The sequence below is a fragment of the Thermodesulfovibrio sp. 1176 genome, assembly GCF_029946585.1.
GTDB lineage: Bacteria > Nitrospirota > Thermodesulfovibrionia > Thermodesulfovibrionales > Thermodesulfovibrionaceae > Thermodesulfovibrio.
The window spans coordinates 301817-319165 of record NZ_JARZRZ010000001.1 but is presented as its reverse complement, the minus strand read 5'-3'; the positions used below and the strand labels follow the sequence as shown (position 1 = coordinate 319165).

The 17349-nt window shown below is 32.8% G+C and carries 16 protein-coding genes; 9 read left to right on the top strand and 7 right to left on the bottom strand.

Annotated elements, in window-relative coordinates:
- The first annotated feature begins 6 nt into the window (after positions 1-6).
- Both QI155_RS01725 and QI155_RS01720 read left to right on the top strand, forming a co-directional pair.
- A complete protein-coding gene (locus QI155_RS01725) occupies positions 7-951 on the top strand; it encodes a glycosyltransferase family 2 protein (protein ID WP_281320980.1) in 945 nt (314 codons plus the stop codon).
- On the top strand, positions 948-1838 hold the full coding sequence (locus QI155_RS01720; RefSeq protein ID WP_281320979.1) for a lysylphosphatidylglycerol synthase transmembrane domain-containing protein: 891 nt from the start codon (positions 948-950) through the stop codon (positions 1836-1838). Before QI155_RS01725 ends, QI155_RS01720 begins: the two co-directional genes overlap by 4 nt.
- On the opposite strand, the gene QI155_RS01715 is transcribed toward QI155_RS01720, so the two are convergent.
- Positions 1800-3362 (bottom strand): sigma 54-interacting transcriptional regulator, encoded by a 1563-nt coding sequence (locus tag QI155_RS01715; RefSeq protein ID WP_143600786.1) that lies wholly within the window; start codon positions 3360-3362, stop codon positions 1800-1802. The two genes, QI155_RS01720 and QI155_RS01715, sit on opposite strands and share 39 nt — an antisense overlap.
- Positions 3363-3417: 55 nt before the next feature.
- Between QI155_RS01715 and mnmG the strand changes: the two genes are divergently transcribed.
- Genes mnmG through rimI form a run of 4 tightly spaced genes read left to right on the top strand, consistent with a single transcriptional unit; the run spans position 3418 to position 7015 of the window.
- Positions 3418-5292 (top strand): tRNA uridine-5-carboxymethylaminomethyl(34) synthesis enzyme MnmG, encoded by a 1875-nt coding sequence (gene mnmG / locus QI155_RS01710; protein WP_083200132.1) that lies wholly within the window; start codon positions 3418-3420, stop codon positions 5290-5292.
- A gap of 3 nt (positions 5293-5295) precedes the next feature.
- The gene (gene rsmG / locus QI155_RS01705; RefSeq protein WP_068861107.1) at positions 5296-5913 is read left to right on the top strand and encodes a 16S rRNA (guanine(527)-N(7))-methyltransferase RsmG; all 618 of its coding nucleotides are present in this window, start codon (positions 5296-5298) and stop codon (positions 5911-5913) included.
- On the top strand, positions 5901-6581 hold the full coding sequence (gene tsaB / locus QI155_RS01700; protein ID WP_068861108.1) for a tRNA (adenosine(37)-N6)-threonylcarbamoyltransferase complex dimerization subunit type 1 TsaB: 681 nt from the start codon (positions 5901-5903) through the stop codon (positions 6579-6581). The genes rsmG and tsaB overlap by 13 nt, the downstream gene beginning before the upstream one ends.
- Complete coding sequence (gene rimI / locus QI155_RS01695; protein WP_068861109.1) at positions 6578-7015, top strand: ribosomal protein S18-alanine N-acetyltransferase; 438 nt, start codon at positions 6578-6580, stop codon at positions 7013-7015. The genes tsaB and rimI overlap by 4 nt, the downstream gene beginning before the upstream one ends.
- 11 nt (positions 7016-7026) lie before the next feature.
- On the opposite strand, the gene QI155_RS01690 is transcribed toward rimI, so the two are convergent.
- The 4 genes from QI155_RS01690 to QI155_RS01675 are packed head-to-tail and all read right to left on the bottom strand — an operon-like array spanning position 7027 to position 10147.
- The gene (locus tag QI155_RS01690; RefSeq protein ID WP_068861110.1) at positions 7027-7758 is read right to left on the bottom strand and encodes an RNA methyltransferase; all 732 of its coding nucleotides are present in this window, start codon (positions 7756-7758) and stop codon (positions 7027-7029) included.
- Entirely contained in the window at positions 7758-7982 is a 225-nt protein-coding gene (xseB, locus tag QI155_RS01685) for an exodeoxyribonuclease VII small subunit (protein WP_068861111.1), read from the bottom strand. The genes QI155_RS01690 and xseB overlap by 1 nt, the downstream gene beginning before the upstream one ends.
- Positions 7960-9426, bottom strand: a complete 1467-nt coding sequence (gene xseA, locus QI155_RS01680; protein WP_068861112.1) for an exodeoxyribonuclease VII large subunit — start codon at positions 9424-9426, stop codon at positions 7960-7962. The genes xseB and xseA overlap by 23 nt, the downstream gene beginning before the upstream one ends.
- On the bottom strand, positions 9419-10147 hold the full coding sequence (locus QI155_RS01675; protein ID WP_068861113.1) for a pyridoxine 5'-phosphate synthase: 729 nt from the start codon (positions 10145-10147) through the stop codon (positions 9419-9421). Before QI155_RS01675 ends, xseA begins: the two co-directional genes overlap by 8 nt.
- A 135-nt stretch (positions 10148-10282) precedes the next feature.
- Here QI155_RS01675 and QI155_RS01670 point away from each other — a divergent pair, with 135 nt between their 5' ends.
- From QI155_RS01670 to moaC, 3 genes are read left to right on the top strand one after another with little or no spacing between them, the layout of a single operon-like run.
- Positions 10283-11500: a lytic transglycosylase domain-containing protein gene (locus QI155_RS01670; RefSeq protein WP_143600788.1), complete on the top strand. Its 1218-nt coding sequence runs from the start codon at positions 10283-10285 to the stop codon at positions 11498-11500.
- 3 nt (positions 11501-11503) lie between these two features.
- Positions 11504-12238, top strand: coding sequence for an SDR family oxidoreductase (locus QI155_RS01665; protein WP_068861115.1), 735 nt, complete (start codon positions 11504-11506; stop codon positions 12236-12238).
- 23 nt (positions 12239-12261) lie between these two features.
- Positions 12262-12735, top strand: coding sequence for a cyclic pyranopterin monophosphate synthase MoaC (gene moaC / locus QI155_RS01660; protein ID WP_281320977.1), 474 nt, complete (start codon positions 12262-12264; stop codon positions 12733-12735).
- Here the strand turns inward: moaC and QI155_RS01655 are convergent.
- Positions 12732-13238, bottom strand: a complete 507-nt coding sequence (locus QI155_RS01655) for a Mut7-C RNAse domain-containing protein (protein WP_281320976.1) — start codon at positions 13236-13238, stop codon at positions 12732-12734. The two genes, moaC and QI155_RS01655, sit on opposite strands and share 4 nt — an antisense overlap.
- Before the next feature lies 1 nt (position 13239).
- The gene (rpoC, locus tag QI155_RS01650) at positions 13240-17349 is read right to left on the bottom strand and encodes a DNA-directed RNA polymerase subunit beta' (protein ID WP_281320975.1); all 4110 of its coding nucleotides are present in this window, start codon (positions 17347-17349) and stop codon (positions 13240-13242) included.

Below are 17349 nucleotides of genomic sequence, written 5' to 3'. Positions count from 1 at the left end.
GGAAGGATGGATTTATCAGTAGTAATTCCTCTTTACAATGAAGAAGAAAATATAAGAGAACTTCAGAAAAAACTTACAGAAACTTTAAGTAAATTACCAATTGATTACGAAATTATCTATGTTGATGACGGAAGTACTGACAATACATTGAAATATCTTGAAGAAATTCAGCGAAAAGATCCCCATGTTGTTGTTTTAAGTTTTCGTAGAAATTTCGGACAGACAGCAGCCTTTGCAGCAGGCTTTGATTTTGCCCGTGGAGATGTGGTAATTACTATGGATGGAGATTTGCAAAATGATCCTGAGGATATTCCAAAATTTCTTGAAGCAATAAAGGATGCTGACTTAGTAAGTGGCTGGAGGAAAAAAAGAAAAGATCCCTTTTTAAGTAGAAGACTTCCATCCATGATCGCAAATTGGCTTATTGGAAAAGTTACAGGAGTAAGAATTCATGATTATGGATGCTCCCTTAAGGCATATCGTAGAGAAGTTATTAAAAATCTAAAACTTTATGGAGAAATGCACAGGTTTATTCCAGCCCTTGCAAGCTGGTATGGAGTTAAAATAAAAGAGATTGAAGTAAAACATCATCCAAGATACAAAGGAAAATCGAAATACGGAATTGGAAGAACAATTAAAGTGCTTTTGGACCTTGTTACTGTTAAATTTCTACATAGCTTTTCAACAAAGCCTATTCAATTTTTTGGACCAATCGGAGTTTTATTTATGTTTTTTGGTACAGTTATTGTGGGATATCTTGTTTTTCTTAAAATCTTCAAGGGCATTTCAATTGGCGGAAGACCTCTTTTGCTTGGTGGATTTTTTTCTGTTTTGATAGGTCTTAATTTTATTGGAATGGGACTTCTTGGCGAAATGATCGTAAGGGTTTATCATGAAACCCAGAAAAAACCCATCTATATTTTAAAGAAAATTCTGGGACCAGGAGATTGAAAAAATATATTAATTTTTTTATTCGTTTTACTGTAACTGCCTTACTGGTTTTATATCTTTTTAAAAAAATAGAAATTACGCAGTTTTTAAATGTTTTTGTTTTAATCAATCCCTTTGTTTTTTTGTTTGCCTCTCTTTTATATATTCTTTCCTCATACATATCAACACTACGATGGAAAATTTTTCTTCAGGAGAAAGATTTAAAAATTTCAACACTCTTTTCCCTTTATTTAATTGGTTCATTTTTTAATAATATTTTGCCTGGAATAATTGGAGGAGATGTTGTAAAAATTTTAATGATTAAAGAAAAAACTGGAATTAAAAAAGCTATAGCTTCTGTTTTTATGGAAAGATATACAGGACTTTTTGCGTTGTTGTTAATCAGTCTTATATTCTTTATCTTATTTTATAATAAGATTCCAAAGCAGATTTTTTTATGGATTGTTCCAGTAAGTTTTTTTGGATTTTTTGTTGGCACGGTTTGTCTAATGCTAATTTCAAAAATTAAATTTTTTCAGGAATTTAAAGATTACATTTTTAGTTATACCAAAAAACAAATTCTGAAGGGATTTTTTTATTCATTAATTGTTCAATTTATTGTGATTATTTCAGTTTATGTTATTTTCTATGGATTTAAAATTTCCATATCTTTTTTTGAATTATGCGTATTTTTGCCAATTATAATATTAATTTCTATGCTACCAATATCAGTATCAGGCATTGGAGTTAGAGAATGGTGTTTTATTTTATTTTTTGGAAAATCCTTTGGTGAGCCTCAGGTTGTAGCAGTATCTTTATTATGGTTTCTTTCTCAGGCTTTTGCTTCTACTGTTGGAGGCATAGAGTATCTAAGATTTAAGAAGCCTTTGAATGTAAAGAAGAAATAAAAATCTTTTCAAATCCCTAAGATTATTAGGAAATGGATCGGTTTTTAACTTTTCTACAACCTCTGTTTGAGTGAGTTTGTCTTCAATATTTAAGTTATACTTTTTAACGATTTCTCCTGCAATGTAAAAAACATCTTCTCTTCTTTCTCTTAACGGAAGTATTCTGAAGAAAAAAGGATCAAGAAGTTTAACAAGTGAACTTGAAAATTCACCCATTGCTACTTTTATTCTTATATCTTCTTTACCTACAAGAATAAACTTTATATCAGGAAAATCAATGGGATTAATATCTCCTACCCTATAATATTTTCTATTTTTAATCGCTTTTTCAAATTTATCTTGAAAACTTTTTGGCATACTATCAAATTCTTTTATTACTAAGGTCCCTTCACGAGCGTTTTGTAAAACTCCTTTCTTTCCCTTTTTACCAAGATATCCTTCCTTTACTCCAAAAAATTCCTCTTCAAGAGTTTCCTCTTCTATATCACAAAAAATCATAACAAAGGGTTTTTCTCTTCGAGGATTATCATCGGCTGTATGAAGAGCTGCAGCAAGAAGTCTCTTGCCTACTGCTCCTTCTCCGTAAATAAAGATATTTCTGTCTTTTGAATTTTCTTCAAATAAATTTTTAAGCATATTAGAAAAAATAGGATTTTTTGTTTCAAACTTAAATTTTTTAAGCTTGTAAAACGTCTCTGTTGAAAATCGAACTTCTTCAAGTACATCAAAATCTTTTGCAATTAAAAGAAATCTATCCATAGCATTCTGTAAAATTTCCGTTGAATCGGACTCTTTTATACGAAAATATCTTTTTGAAAGTTCAAGGAACAATTCACGATTATCAACAACGGACGGAAACATTAAAGCCTGTGCACCATAGGCAGACAAATCTGACAGCAATGCTAAATCGTAAATACTCTGTAAGATTGTACCTCTCTGAGGCACATAAGTTTTTATATTTTTTTGTCCATCTTGAGGAAATATTTTATTAAGCATATTTACAACTTCTCTAAAGGGTTTAGAAAGAATATTTCTCCTGAGAGCCTCTATATTATTTGTTCCAAAAACAGATTGTTCAAGATAAACTCTGTCTTCAAGAGGAAGTTTTATCAAAAAATTAATGATTCTTCTGTATGCGGGGAATTCATTCATCATGAAAATTAAACCAAGACAAGGTAAAAGTCCTGCAAAAAAAGCTTCATCTCGATGAATATGGGAAAACTTTTCAGATATTAAAGAAGAAATTTCTGCACTTAAAATTCCATATACCCAGAAAAATAAATCTTCTTCTTCAAGAAAAAGGTCTCTCTCAAGAATGATTTGTTCAATTTTACTGAGACCTAAATAATTAACCATCTGTGAGAAATTTGTTATTTCTATTTTGCCAGAGGGTTTATTTACTTCATGAAATATAAGATATGCAATTATAGGGTCATACTTTATGAGATAGGAAATCTTTTCACCATCTTCCTTTAAAAGCTCTCTAAATCTCGAAATTGTATGTTTAAATACAGGAAAACTCATAATATCTATTATAATAAAATATAAAAAAAAAGCAACTATGAATAAAGAAAAAAATATGTATAAAGAAAAAGATTTTGAAATAATTGTTGTTGGAGCAGGACATGCAGGTTGCGAAGCAGCAGCTGCCTGTGCAAAAATGGGACTAAGCACCGCCCTTTTTACAATTTATCTTGACACAATTGCTCAGCTAAGCTGTAATCCTGCAATTGGAGGACTTGCAAAGGGTCATCTTGTAAGAGAAATTGATGCACTCGGTGGAATTATGGCTCGTGTTACTGATATGGCTGGAATACAGTTCAGAATGCTTAATCGTTCAAAGGGTCCTGCTGTATGGTCCCTTCGTGCTCAGGCTGACAGAATTCTTTACAATGTTTCAATGAGGAAACTTCTTGAGATGCAAGACAATCTTACAATAAAACAGGCAATGGTTGAAGAAATAGTTGTTGAAAATGGGAAAGTTAAAGGAATAATTACCTCTTTGGGTGTTTTCTATGAAGCAAAAGCTGTCATAATTACCCCAGGAACATTTCTTAATGGGTTAATTCACATCGGACTTAATTCCTTTGAGGCAGGAAGAGCAGGCGAATTTCCTTCAAAAAAGCTTTCTTACTGTCTTCAGAAACTTGGTTTAAAGATGGGAAGACTTAAAACAGGAACTCCACCAAGAATTGATGCAAAAACAATTGATTTTTCAAAAACTGAAGAACAGTGGGGTGATTTTCCCCCTCCTGCATTTTCATACTCAACAGAGGAGATTACAAATCCTCAGGTTCCCTGTTACATAACATATACAAATGAAAAAACTCACGAAATTATACTCAATAACCTTGATCGTTCGCCTCTTTATAGTGGAAAAATTAAAGGAATTGGTCCCCGTTACTGCCCTTCTATTGAGGACAAAGTTGTAAAATTCAGGGAAAAACCAAGGCATCAAGTATTTCTTGAACCAGAGGGATTAAGTAGAAAGGAATACTATGCTAATGGAATATCCACATCATTGCCTTATGATGTTCAGGTTGCCTTTGTAAGAACTATTCCAGGACTGGAAAATGCTGAAATAATGAGGCCTGGATATGCTATTGAATATGATTTTGTTTATCCTACTCAGATTAAACATACACTGGAGACCAAGGCAATTGAAGGGCTTTATCTTGCAGGACAGATAAACGGAACAAGTGGATATGAAGAAGCAGCTGCGCAGGGATTAATCGCAGGAATTAATGCAGCTCTAAAAATAAAAGGACAACCACCTCTTATTCTTGGCAGGGATGAAGCCTACATAGGAGTTTTGATTGATGATCTTGTAACAAAGGGAACTCAAGAACCTTACAGAATGTTTACATCCCGTGCAGAGTTTAGACTTCTTTTAAGACATGACAATGCTGATTTAAGGCTTAGAGATTATGGATATCGTGTTGGACTCGTTGACGAAAAGACCTATGAAAAATTCATAAAAAAAAGGGATGCTCTTGAAAGGGAGATCAAAAGATTAAAGACGACAATTATAAAACCTTCAGAGGAACTCAATGAAGCCTTAAAAGAAGCTGGAACAACACCTATTGAAGAAGCCATATTTCTTGATAAAATTCTTAAAAGACCTGAAATTAACTATGAATTTATTAAAAGATTTTCACCTTCAGAGGAATCTCTCACAAAAGAAATAGAAGAACTTGTTGAAATTCATATCAAATATGAAGGTTATATTCAGAAACAATTAGAGCAGGTTGAAAGAATGAGGCAGTTTGAAGAAAAAATTATTCCCCAAGATTTTGATTTTAATCTCCCAGGTCTTTCAAAAGAAGTGATACAAAAGCTTGATGAAATTAGACCAAGAACCATAGGTCAGGCAATGAGAATTCCTGGGGTTACTCCAGCAGCAATATCTATACTAATGGTAGCTATACAGAAAGGCAATGTAAGTAAGAAGTAAACAATGAGTGATTTAAAAGATTTTATGAAATTACATTTAAAGCTTTCTAATGAGGCAGTTTACGATAAATTTCTAATCTATCTTACTGAACTTAAAAAATGGAATAAAACTTACAATCTCACCTCAATTGAAGATGAAAAAGAAATAATAGTCAAGCATTTTTTAGACTCACTCCTGTATCTTTCTTTTATTCCTGAAAAATCATTAAACATCGCAGATATAGGAAGTGGTGCAGGTTTTCCTGGTGTACCTATAGCGATTGTAAGAGAAGATTTGAAAATTTTATTAATTGAACCTTCATGGAAAAAATGTGTTTTTTTGAAAAATATAAAAAGAAAACTCGAACTTCCTAATATTGAAGTTTATCAAATGAAAGCTGAAGAAGTTGAAAAAAAATTTGACATTGTTGTCTCAAGAGCTCTATGGAGTATGAAAGAATTCATCGAAAAGTGTAAGCATTTACTTAAAGAAAACGGATATTTTTTAATAAGTAAATCCTTGAAACTGCAAGAAGAACTCAAAGAGTTACCACAAAAATACAAAGTACAAATAAAAGAATTTGACCTTCCCTTGATAAATGGCAAAAGATATATTATTAGGATTGAAAAATGCGAATCTTAGGCATTGATACATCAACAAAATATGCAGGTGTAGCAGTATTAGATGATGACAATCTTATTGCCCAATCTATTATGCAGTTTAAAGCTTCTCATTCTGAAAAGCTTCTTCCAGAGATTGCTCATATTCTTGAAATTATGAAGATTCCACTTGAAACAATTGATTATTATGCCATAACTGTTGGTCCTGGTTCTTTTACTGGTCTTAGGGTTGGAATAAGCACACTAAAAGGTTTAGCTTATGTTACAGGTAAATACATTATTCCTGTTTCTTCCCTCGAAGTAATTGCACGAAGAATAGCATTGGTTGAAAAACCAATATGTCCTATATTAGATGCGAGAAAAAAGGAAGTATATACTGCTCTTTTTAAATGGAATGAAGGGAAATTAATAAGAATCAAAAAAGATTCTGTATTATCAATTGACAAACTTGCTGAATGGATAAAAGAACAAACCATATTTACTGGTGATGGTGTATCTATTTATAAAGAGAAAATCTCGGCTTTATTTGGAACAAAAGCTATATTTATTAATTCTATTTACGGAATTCCCTCTCCTGAAATTGTAGCTACAGTAGCACAGGAAAAATTAAAAGAGGGACTTTTTATTTCTGCAAAAGAACTTGAACCTATATATTTAAGAAAATCAGAAGCAGAGATAAAATTTGGATGAATTTAAAAATAAGGGAAGCTCAGGAATCTGACCTTTTTGAAATAATGTCAATAGCCCAAGATAGTTTTACAATCCCCTGGTCTTTAAAATCTTTCTTAGAGGAATTAAGCAATCCTCAGTCTATTTTAGCTGTAGCTGAAGTAAATGGTGAAATAACAGGATATATTGTAGCAAGATCAATTCTTGATGAAGCTGAAATCCTTTCAATTGCTGTAAAATCATCATTTCGTAAACAAGGTATTGCAGCTAATTTAGTATCTTATATCCTTGAAAAGTTAAAAAATATAGTAAAAACTTGTTATTTAGAAGTTAGAATATCAAATTTACCGGCTATAAATCTCTATAAAAAATTTGGTTTTAAAATTTGTAGTTTACGGAAAAATTATTATCTTTTACCACAAGAAGATGCTTTAATTATGAAGTTGGAATTATAGAGTCTTTTATTTTATGCTTTTTTTGAAAAAACCTCTTCAATATGACTTAGTAATCCATGCAAAAGCTTCAATTCCCAAAAAGTAAGCCCTGTTCTTCCAAAAAGATGTTTAAAATTATTTATTATTCTTCTTTCAAGTTCTGTGTCATCGGGAATGTATCCTGTTTTTTTTAAGATTACATGAAGTCTTTCGTATAGTTTCTCTAATTCATCTTGGGAAATATAAAACTGTCTTTCTATGTGATAATCCCTTTTTTCTTCTTGTCGCATAAGTTCGTAGGCTACTATTAAAACTGCTTGACTTAAATTTAAAGATGGCTGAAGTTCATCTGTAGGAATGGTTATTAAATATCCGCATTTTTCAACCTCTTCATTTAACAAACCTTTATCCTCTCTACCAAAAAGAATTGCAACTTTGTTTTCTTGTGCTATCTCATAGATTCTCCTTACACCATCTCTTACATCTAATATTGCCCCTCTTTTTGAACCCCTTCTTCGAGTAGTGCCCACCACAAGGGATTTATCCTTTAAGGCTTCCTCTAATTGTTGAAAAATTTGTGCTTTTTCTAAAACATCTTCACTTCTCCATGCTATCCATCTTGCTTCTTCAGTAATATTAGATGGATTAATAAGGCAAAGATTAGTGAATCCCATATTTTTTATTGCTCTTGCAGAAGAACCAATGTTTCCGCTTTCCTTTGGTTCAACGAGAACAAAAAAAACATTATTTTTCCAATTTCTCATTAAAAGGGCTCCTCTTCCTCTGAAGATGGAATTTCTTCAAGTTCATGTAAAGTTTTGTGAAGTTCCTCCTCTGCTGTTCTTAATTTATTTTTACAAAAACGAATTAGCTCTGTTGCTCTTTTTACCTTCTCAACAAGAATATCTACATCTACTTCCTGTGATTCTATATATTTTAGTATTTCTTCAATTTCTTTAATTGCCTTAGAATAACTTAGATTCTCCATCTGTATCCTCCTTTTTTTGCACTTCACTTAATATTTTGCCTTTGTAAAGTTTAATTTCCAATTTATCTCCAATAGTTACATCTTTTGAATCTTTTAAAACCTTTCCATTTAAATAGGTTATACTGTAACCTCTTTTGAGTGTATTTTCAGGGCTTAAAATTCTCAATTTATCATCATATCCTGAGAGTTTCATATTATTTAATAAAATAATACTCTTTGATTTATGGGATAAGGTATTGAAATTAGATTTTAACTCAGAATTTGCCCTTACAAAAAATTTAGACGTAGTTGAAATAATTTTGTTATAAGAAGAATTGATTTTGATAGCTTCTTTCTTAATGCAAAGATTTGTATTCTTTTGAAATAGATGTTTGGCAATAGAAATTTTGTCCCTCTCAGCATTAATCTTACTGAAAACCTTTGTTCCCAATTTATTTAATGAGAGTTTAATATGTGAATTTATCTCCTTTAAAAGACTTTCAACAGATTTTTTTAATTTTTCTTCATAATTTTTTGTTTTTGATTTTTCTTCCTTTAATATTATCTCTGCTTTGTGATAGATTGATTTAACTAAATTTTCAATTTCTCCCTCAAAAAATCTTGCTAAATCAAGAATAAATTTGGCAACCTCGGAGGGAGTTTTAAATTTCCGATGTGCAACATAATCTGCTACAGTTTCATCTCTTGTATGTCCTATCCCTGTTAAAACAGGTATTGGCATAAGAGCAATTGCCTTTGCAATCTCATATTCATTAAAACACTGTAAGTCAACAACTGCACCTCCACCTCTAATAATTACAACAGCATCAAATTTACTAAAAATTTCAGCACATTTCTTTAAAGCATTTACAATAGACGGTACTGCTAAATCACCCTGAACAAAAACATCAAAAAAATGTATGTGAAATTTATAACCTGAAGAATTCCCCTTGAGTATTTTAAGAAAATCCTCATATCCTGCAGCTGATTGACTCGATACAACAGCTATTCTCTGTATAATTTTTGGCATAGGAAGTAATTTGTTTTTGTCAATTAATCCCTCTTTTGTAAGTCTCTCAAGAATTTCTTTTTTTCTTAAAGCCATTTCTCCAAGAGTGTAGGAAGGATCAATCTGATTTATTTGAATTCTAAATCCATATCTTTCATGAAAAGTGGCTTTACCATAAAATAAAATTTTCATCCCTGCCTGAAGTTCTAATCCGGTTTTAATATGAAAGTTATAGACTGTCTCAATGTTACTTTCCCATACAACTGCCGATGATTGAGCGACAATTATGTCATCTTTCTTTTCAACCAACTCAATCCAGCATCGATTATTTCTGTCGATGTTTACTTTCGCTACTTCAGCAACAATCCATCTCCATTCAGCTTCAAACTGAATAAGTTCCTTTATTTCATAAAGATAATCAGAAAGAGAACTGTAAACTAAGTCTACATTAAACAATGCTTTCTGCCTCTTTGATAAGTTCTTTCATTTCCCTTACTGCTCTTTCTATACCAACTAAAACTGCACGAGATATAATGCTATGTCCTATATATAAAGCTCTTAATCCCTTGATTGAGGCAATTGGTTTTACGTTGTAATAGTTAAGTCCATGTCCAGCATTAGTTTTAAGCCCAAGACTTAATGAAAAAGAGACAGCATCTTTAATTCTAATAAGTTCTCTTTTTTGAGCTTCTCCTTTTGTCTCTGAATAATATCCTGTATGAATCTCAACCATATCTGCTCCGATTTCCTTTGAACATTCTATGTCACTTCTCGAGGGATTTATAAAAAGGCTTACTAAAATTCCAGCATCTTTAATTTTTTTTATTGCCTCTCTAAGATGATCCTTAATCTCAATTACATTTAAACCTCCCTCTGTAGTTAATTCTTCTCTTTTTTCAGGCACCAAAGTTACCATATCAGGTTTTGTAGCAATTGCTATATTTATCATCTCCTCAGTGGCAGCCATCTCTAAGTTAAGCTCACAGGGTACTATTTCTCTTAGTAATCTTAGATCTCTATCTTGAATGTGTCTTCTGTCCTCTCTTAAGTGAATTGTAATACCATCTGCTCCACCAAGGATTGCCAATGTAGCAGCCATTACTGGGTCAGGTTCAAAGGTTTTTCTTGCCTGTCTTACTGTTGCTACATGATCAACATTTACACCTAACATTAACATATGACTCCTCCTAAGAAATACTTTAATTTTAAATTCTACAACTTTTTTAATTGATCGAGCAATTTCAGAAAAATTATTTACTGAAGAATTTTCGTTCTCTTGAAAATTAAAGGTCTTTTAGGTTATAAAATAAAGATGAAAAAATTTGCTCTTATCTTAATCTTTTCTTTATTTCTAATTTTTACAACTTATTCTGTAACTTACTCAGAAGAACCACCTCAAATATTAAAACAAGATGATAAAACAGAAATAATTTTTTCAGGAAGCGATGACTTCAAATTATTGTCTGAAAAAAAAGAAAATTTTTTAAATCTAATCGAAAAGAATATTAATTTATTTTCCGAAAAACTGAAAGAAAGATTTTCAATCTGGCTTTCTCGTTCTACAAAATATATAGAAAAAATGAAGGAAATTTTAATTGAAAAGGGACTTCCTGAAGATCTGGTTTACTTACCATTAATAGAAAGCGGTTTTAATGTTCATGCCCGTTCGCCTGCAAAAGCAGTTGGACCTTGGCAGTTTATTGAAAGCACTGGTAGAAGATACGGATTAGTAATAGACTGGTGGCGAGATGAAAGAAAGGACCCAATTAAATCAACTGAAGCTGCCGCTAAATATTTAAGAGATCTTTACAAAATGTTTGGTGATTGGTCTTTAGCTCTTGCAGCATATAACGCTGGTGAGGGAAGAGTGTCCAGGGCTATAAATAAAATTGGAGAAAATGATTATTGGAATCTTTTGGGAACAAGATATTTACCAAGAGAAACAAAGGATTATGTCCCTAAATATATTGCTGCAATAACAATTGCAAAACAACCTGAAAATTTTGGTTTTGAAAATCTCAGAGAACACGAACCACTGGAATATGATGAAGTAATAATACCATCTCCAACTGACATTGATATAATTGCTAAATGTGCTGAGACTGATTCAAATACAATAAAAGAACTGAATCCTGAACTAAAAAGATGGGCTACTCCAATAAATGTAAGGGAATATATAATAAGAATTCCTGCTGGTAAAAAGGACACTTTTTTGGCAAAATTTGACAAAATACCTCCTGAAGAAAGATTTAGTTATGACACTTACATTACTCAAAAGGGTGATACGGTATACAAAATTGCTAAAAAAACGAAACTATCCGCTTTAGTTTTATATGAAATGAATGGAACCGAAGTTTTCAAAAATCTAAAACCTGGGACAAAAATTAAAGTTCCTCCAAAGGATAAATTTACTCCTTCAAAGGAGGATTTATATCAGGAAAAGAAGACTTCTAAGAAAAAGAAGCCAGTGAAAGTTTCTAAAAATAAATCAATTAAAAAAGTAAAAGAGACAAAAAGAATAAAAAATTGAAAAATGTTTGACATTAAGGACAAAGTAACAATAATTACTGGAGCCTCAAAAGGAATAGGTCTTGCTACGGCTAAAAAGTTTGCAAAAGAAGGCTCTCATTTAATGTTAATATCAAGATCTGAATTAGCATTAAAGGCAATATCTGAAACATTACAAAACCAATATAAAGTTAAAGTTATTTTTGCAAATGCTGATATTTCTAAACCTACAGAAGTCGAAAAAGCCTTTGAAATTTTCAGAAATAATTTTCAAAAACTTGATATACTTATCAATAATGCTGGAAGGGGAATTTTTAATTATATTGAAAATGGCTCTTATAATGAATGGAAAGAAATTATTGATTTAAACCTTACAGGGCTTATTCATCTTACCCATTTAGCAGTAAAAATGATGATAAAGCAGAAAAGTGGGCATATTATAAATATTTCTTCAGTGGCTGGAAAGGTCGGAATTCCGGGATGGTCTGTTTATTGTGCTACAAAGTGGGCTGTAATTGGTTTTTCAGAATCAATTCGAAAAGAGTTAATAAAACATAATATCCGTGTGACTGTTATTGAACCTGGAGTTGTAAAAACAGAATGGGGAGAAAATATGCCTGAAGATTGGATAAAACACAGATCACAGATGAATGCTTTACGTCCTGAAGATATAGCAGAAGCAATATATTATGCAGCCTGTCAACCCACAAATGTTTCTGTAAGTGAACTTTTGATTAGACCAACTGAACAAGAACGATAAAAAAATATTTTAAGGGAAAAGAAATGTTTACTCACTTTGACGAAAAAGGAAGAGCAAAAATGGTTGATGTTACAGAAAAACATGTAACAAATAGAGTAGCTGTAACTGAAGGTTTTGTCAAAATGAAACCAGAAACTTTAAAAATGATTATAAATAAAGAAATTGCAAAAGGAGATGTCTTTCAAGTTGCCCGTTTATCGGGAATAATGGCTGCTAAAATGACCCCCCATCTGATTCCACTTTGCCATCCTTTGCCGATAACTTCGGTGGAAATTGAAATTGAACCTGATATAGAGAACTCAAAGGTTAAAATAATTTCAAAGGTAAAGACTTCAGCCCAAACAGGCGTTGAAATGGAGGCATTGACTGCAACAGCAGTTACAGCACTCACTATATATGATATGTGCAAAGCAGTAGATAAAGAAATGATTATAGAAGGAATAAAACTTCTCTATAAATCTGGAGGAAAAAGCGGAGAATTTATAAGAAATCCTTAAAATTTTAAATCTTTCAGTATTTTCTTTTTCAAATCTTCAATTTTTTCTTTATGACTTCCATGCCAGTAAATTTTTCCACAGGCTTTACATTTTAAAAATTGGTTCATAGTCATTGAAATATAATCAGGTACTTCTGTAATTACCTCCTCCCTCTCTACTGTCCTCATCTCTCCATTACATACAGGACATCTTGGAGGAAGACTCAATATCTCAATTTTATTTTTCCTCAAATATGTCAAAACTTCTTTAAGCTGAAGTTCTAATTCTTCGGAACTAATCAAAAGAACATTTTTAAGAATTTTTGATTTTGCCAGTGCATTGTCTTTAGTTAACAATATTCTTTCATCCTGAAGAGAGATCTTAATGAGTTCTTTATCAGTTAAATTATTTTTGTAAAAAGTATCAAAACCAAAAAGCCTGAGCCATCGGCTCAGGCTTCCCAGCATTACATCTACAGCAAATTTAGGAATAGACTTATCTTTATTTTCTTTTCCTGAAAGCAAATCAATCTGTTATTTCTTCTACAGGATGTTCTATCTGCATTTTATAGAATTCTCCTTTAATCAGAGTATCCTTATAAAGAGGAGAGCCTGTTCCTGCAGGGATAATTCTTCCCATTATAACATTCTCTTTTAGTCCTCTTAAATCATCTATTTTACCCTCTATGGCTGCATCAGTTAAAACTCTGGTAGTCTCCTGGAAAGAAGCTGCTGATACCCATGATTCTGTTGATAGCGCAGCCTTTGTAATACCTAATAATAACGGTTTACCCTGAGCAGGTTTGCCTCCCTGTGAGACAACCCTTTCATTTTCTTCAATGAATAGGCTTCTTTCAACTTCGTCTCCTATAAGAAAAGATGTATCTCCAGGGTCTTCAATTCTAACCTTTTTCATCATCTGTCTAACTATAACTTCTATATGTTTGTCATGAATAGAAACACCCTGCAGTCTATAAACCTTCTGAATTTCATCTACCAAATATCTCTGAAGTTCAGTGGGTCCTAAAATATCTAAAATACTATGAGGATTAATAGAACCATCAATTAATGGTTCTCCTGCTTTAACCCAGTCTCCGTCATGAACAATAACATGTTTACCCTTTGGAATAATATATTCTCGGGTTTCATCTACTCCTCTAACAACTATAACTCTTGAACCTTTCTGCACACCTTTTAATTCTATTATTCCATCAATTTCACTGACAATAGCTGATTCCTTTGGTCTTCTTGCCTCAAAAAGTTCTGCAACCCTTGGAAGACCTCCTGTAATATCCTTTGTTTTTATTGTCTCTCTTGGAATTTTTGCAAGTATATCACCTGGTTCAACTTTATCACCCTTATCTACTACTAAAATAGCTCCAGCAGGAAGTAAATATCTTGCTGGTGAACCAGAAGGTAGTTTTGCAGTTTTTCCTTCTGAATCTTTTATTGTTACTCTTGGCCTGTATGTAGCTGGATAATCAATTATAATTTTATGGGAAAGACCTGTTGTAGGGTCTGTCTCTTCTTTAAAAGTGACTCCCTCTACAAGATCTCCGAGTGCAACTTTACCACCAATTTCAGTAATGATGGGAGTAGTATAGGCATCCCATTCTGCTAATCTTTGACCGGCTTCAACCTGATCACCTTCTTTAACAAGAATTTTTGCACCATAGACAAGATTATACTTCTCTCTTTCTCTTCCAGCTGCGTCAACAATTATTATCAGTGCATTACGGTTAAGAACAATTAAGGAGCCATCCTTTCTTTCAACGTAGTGTAAATTGTTAAATTTAATTGTACCTGAACCTTTTGCTTCCAAAACAGCCTGCTCAACTATTTTTGTAGCTGCACCACCTATGTGAAAGGTTCTCATTGTAAGCTGAGTACCTGGTTCACCGATTGATTGTGCTGCAATTACTCCTATCGCCTCCCCTATTTCAACAGGCTCTCCTCTTGCAAGGTCCATTCCGTAACACTTAGAACAAACTCCATATTTAGACTTACATGTAAGAACAGAACGGATTTTTACTCTGTCTATACCTGCATCAACTATCTTTTTAGCCAAAGATTGATCTATCAAAGTGTTTCTTTTAACTATAATTTCACCTGTTAAAGGATCTTTAATGTCGTCAGCAATAGTTCTTCCGTAAATTCTATCCTCAAGAGGCATTACTATCTCTCCACCTTCTATCAAAGCAGTAATATATATTCCATCTTTAGTTCCACAGTCAATCTCTGTAAGAATTATATCCTGAGCAACATCAACGAGTCTTCTTGTAAGATATCCGGCATTAGCAGTCTTTAATGCAGTGTCAGCAAGCCCTTTTCTTGCTCCATGTGTTGAGATAAAGTATTGCAAAGGTGTTAGTCCCTCTCTAAAGTTTGCTGTAATTGGAGTCTCAATAATCTCACCAGAAGGTTTTGCCATTAATCCTCTCATTCCAGCGAGCTGTCTTATCTGAGCAATACTACCTCGGGCACCTGAATCAGCCATCATAAATATACTATTAAAAGAACGTCTTTCAGCGAGTTCTTCTGGAGTAAACTCTTTACCTTCCTCAGCACCAAGTTCTTTCATCATTTCATCGGCAACTAATTCTGTTACATTAGCCCAAATATCTATAACTTTATTATATCTTTCACCTTGTGTAATCAAACCCTCTGCATACTGTCTCTGTACTTCCATAACCTGTGCTTCTGCTTCCTTTATTAATTCAGCCTTTTTTGAAGGTATATGCATATCATCAATGCAGATAGATATACCAGAAAGTGTAGCAGTCTCAAACCCTAATTTTTCTATTTTGTTCAAAAATAAAACTGTCTCTCTTTTACCATATTTTGTATGAATATACTCTATTAATTTACCAAGTTCTTTTTTAGTAAACTCCTTATTTATCATCTCAAAGGGAATACCTTTTGGAACAATTTCACTGAAAATTATTCTTCCAACAGTTGTTTCAACTAATTTTCCATTTAATTTGACCTTAATAGGTGCATGCTTTTCAACTATTCCACTCTGATAGGCAAGAATAACCTCATCAGAATCAGCAAAAATTTTACCCGCACCCTTTGCATTACTTTTTTTCTTAGTCAGGTAATATATACCCAAAACCATATCCTGTGTTGGAACAACTATTGGTTTTCCATTGGCTGGAGAAAGTAAATTCCCAACTGACATCATAAGTATTCTTGCTTCTATCTGGGATTCATAGGAAAGAGGAACATGAACAGCCATCTGGTCACCATCAAAGTCAGCATTAAAGGCAGTACATACAAGAGGATGCAGTTTTATAGCCTTACCTTCAACTAAAACAGGATCAAAGGCTTGAATACCAAGTCTGTGAAGTGTTGGAGCTCTGTTTAAAAGTACAGGATGTTCTTGAATTACTTCTTCCAAAGCATCCCATACTTCTGCCTTTTCCTGTTCAACAAGTCTTTTTGCCTGTCTAATTGTTGTAGCATATCCCTTTTCTTCAAGCTTATTAAACACAAATGGTTTGAATAACTCCAAAGCCATCATTTTTGGTAATCCGCATTGATTCATATTCAATTCTGGTCCGACAACTATAACAGATCTACCTGAATAGTCAACTCTTTTACCAAGAAGGTTCTGTCTGAATCTTCCTTGTTTACCCTTAATCATGTCACTGAGAGATTTAAGAGGTCTTCGACTTCCTGCTTTTAAAGCCTTTGAACGCTTTGTGTTGTCAAAAAGGGTATCAACAGCTTCCTGAAGCATTCTCTTTTCATTTCTGATAATTACACTCGGTGCTTTTAATTCCATTAATCTTTTTAATCTGTTATTTCTGTTGATAACTCTTCTGTAAAGATCATTCAGATCTGATGAAGCAAATCTGCCACCATCAAGAGGAACAAGGGGCCTTAACTCTGGTGGTATAACAGGAATAATATCAAGTATCATCCATTCAGGACGATTTCCTGATTTCTTAAAAGCCTCAACAACTTTCAATCTCTTTGTGAGTTTTCTTTTTATTCCATTTGATGTGGCTGTTTCAATTTTTTCTTTTAATTCCAAAGCGAGTTTATCTAAGTCGATCTTCTTTAATAACTCTCTTATTGCTTCAGCACCCATTCCAACCTTGAACCTGGGTCCGTACTCTGCAACCTTTTTCTTGTACTCCTCTTCAGTTAAAATATCCTTTTCCTTTAATGGAGTATCTCCAGGGTCAATAACAATATAGTCCTCATAGTATATAACCTTTTCAAGCTGTCTTACTGAAAGATCAAGTAACAATCCCATCTTGCTCGGGACACCTCTTACAAACCAAATGTGAGCTACTGGAGCAGCAAGCTCAATATGTCCCATTCTTTCTCTTCTTACCTTTGACTGAATAACCTCAACACCGCATTTATCACATATAACTCCCTTGTGCTTCATTCTTTTGTACTTTCCACAAAGGCATTCCCAATCTTTAATAGGACCAAAAATTCTTGCGCAGAAAAGACCATCTGGTTCGGGTTTAAAGGTCCTATAATTTATAGTTTCAGGTTTTTTAACCTCTCCATAGGACCACTCGCGTATTTTTTCAGGTGAAGCAAGTTTTATTCTTATAGCATCAAAATCTCTCTGATTTCTTGGTTTTTGAAAAAGTGAATAAATATCCTCTGTCAA

What these genes read in the sequence shown, in the direction of transcription:
- QI155_RS01665 (WP_068861115.1), top strand. Translation starts at nt 11,504, where the DNA reads ATGTTTGACATTAAGGACAAAGTAACAATAATTACTGGAGCCTCAAAA.
- QI155_RS01670 (WP_143600788.1), top strand. Translation starts at nt 10,283, where the DNA reads ATGAAAAAATTTGCTCTTATCTTAATCTTTTCTTTATTTCTAATTTTT.
- tsaB (WP_068861108.1), top strand. Translation starts at nt 5,901, where the DNA reads ATGCGAATCTTAGGCATTGATACATCAACAAAATATGCAGGTGTAGCA.
- mnmG (WP_083200132.1), top strand. Translation starts at nt 3,418, where the DNA reads ATGTATAAAGAAAAAGATTTTGAAATAATTGTTGTTGGAGCAGGACAT.
- rsmG (WP_068861107.1), top strand. Translation starts at nt 5,296, where the DNA reads ATGAGTGATTTAAAAGATTTTATGAAATTACATTTAAAGCTTTCTAAT.
- QI155_RS01715 (WP_143600786.1), bottom strand. Translation starts at nt 3,362, where the DNA reads ATGAGTTTTCCTGTATTTAAACATACAATTTCGAGATTTAGAGAGCTT.
- rimI (WP_068861109.1), top strand. Translation starts at nt 6,578, where the DNA reads ATGAATTTAAAAATAAGGGAAGCTCAGGAATCTGACCTTTTTGAAATA.
- QI155_RS01675 (WP_068861113.1), bottom strand. Translation starts at nt 10,147, where the DNA reads ATGTTAATGTTAGGTGTAAATGTTGATCATGTAGCAACAGTAAGACAG.
- QI155_RS01690 (WP_068861110.1), bottom strand. Translation starts at nt 7,758, where the DNA reads ATGAGAAATTGGAAAAATAATGTTTTTTTTGTTCTCGTTGAACCAAAG.
- moaC (WP_281320977.1), top strand. Translation starts at nt 12,262, where the DNA reads ATGTTTACTCACTTTGACGAAAAAGGAAGAGCAAAAATGGTTGATGTT.
- xseB (WP_068861111.1), bottom strand. Translation starts at nt 7,982, where the DNA reads ATGGAGAATCTAAGTTATTCTAAGGCAATTAAAGAAATTGAAGAAATA.
- QI155_RS01725 (WP_281320980.1), top strand. Translation starts at nt 7, where the DNA reads ATGGATTTATCAGTAGTAATTCCTCTTTACAATGAAGAAGAAAATATA.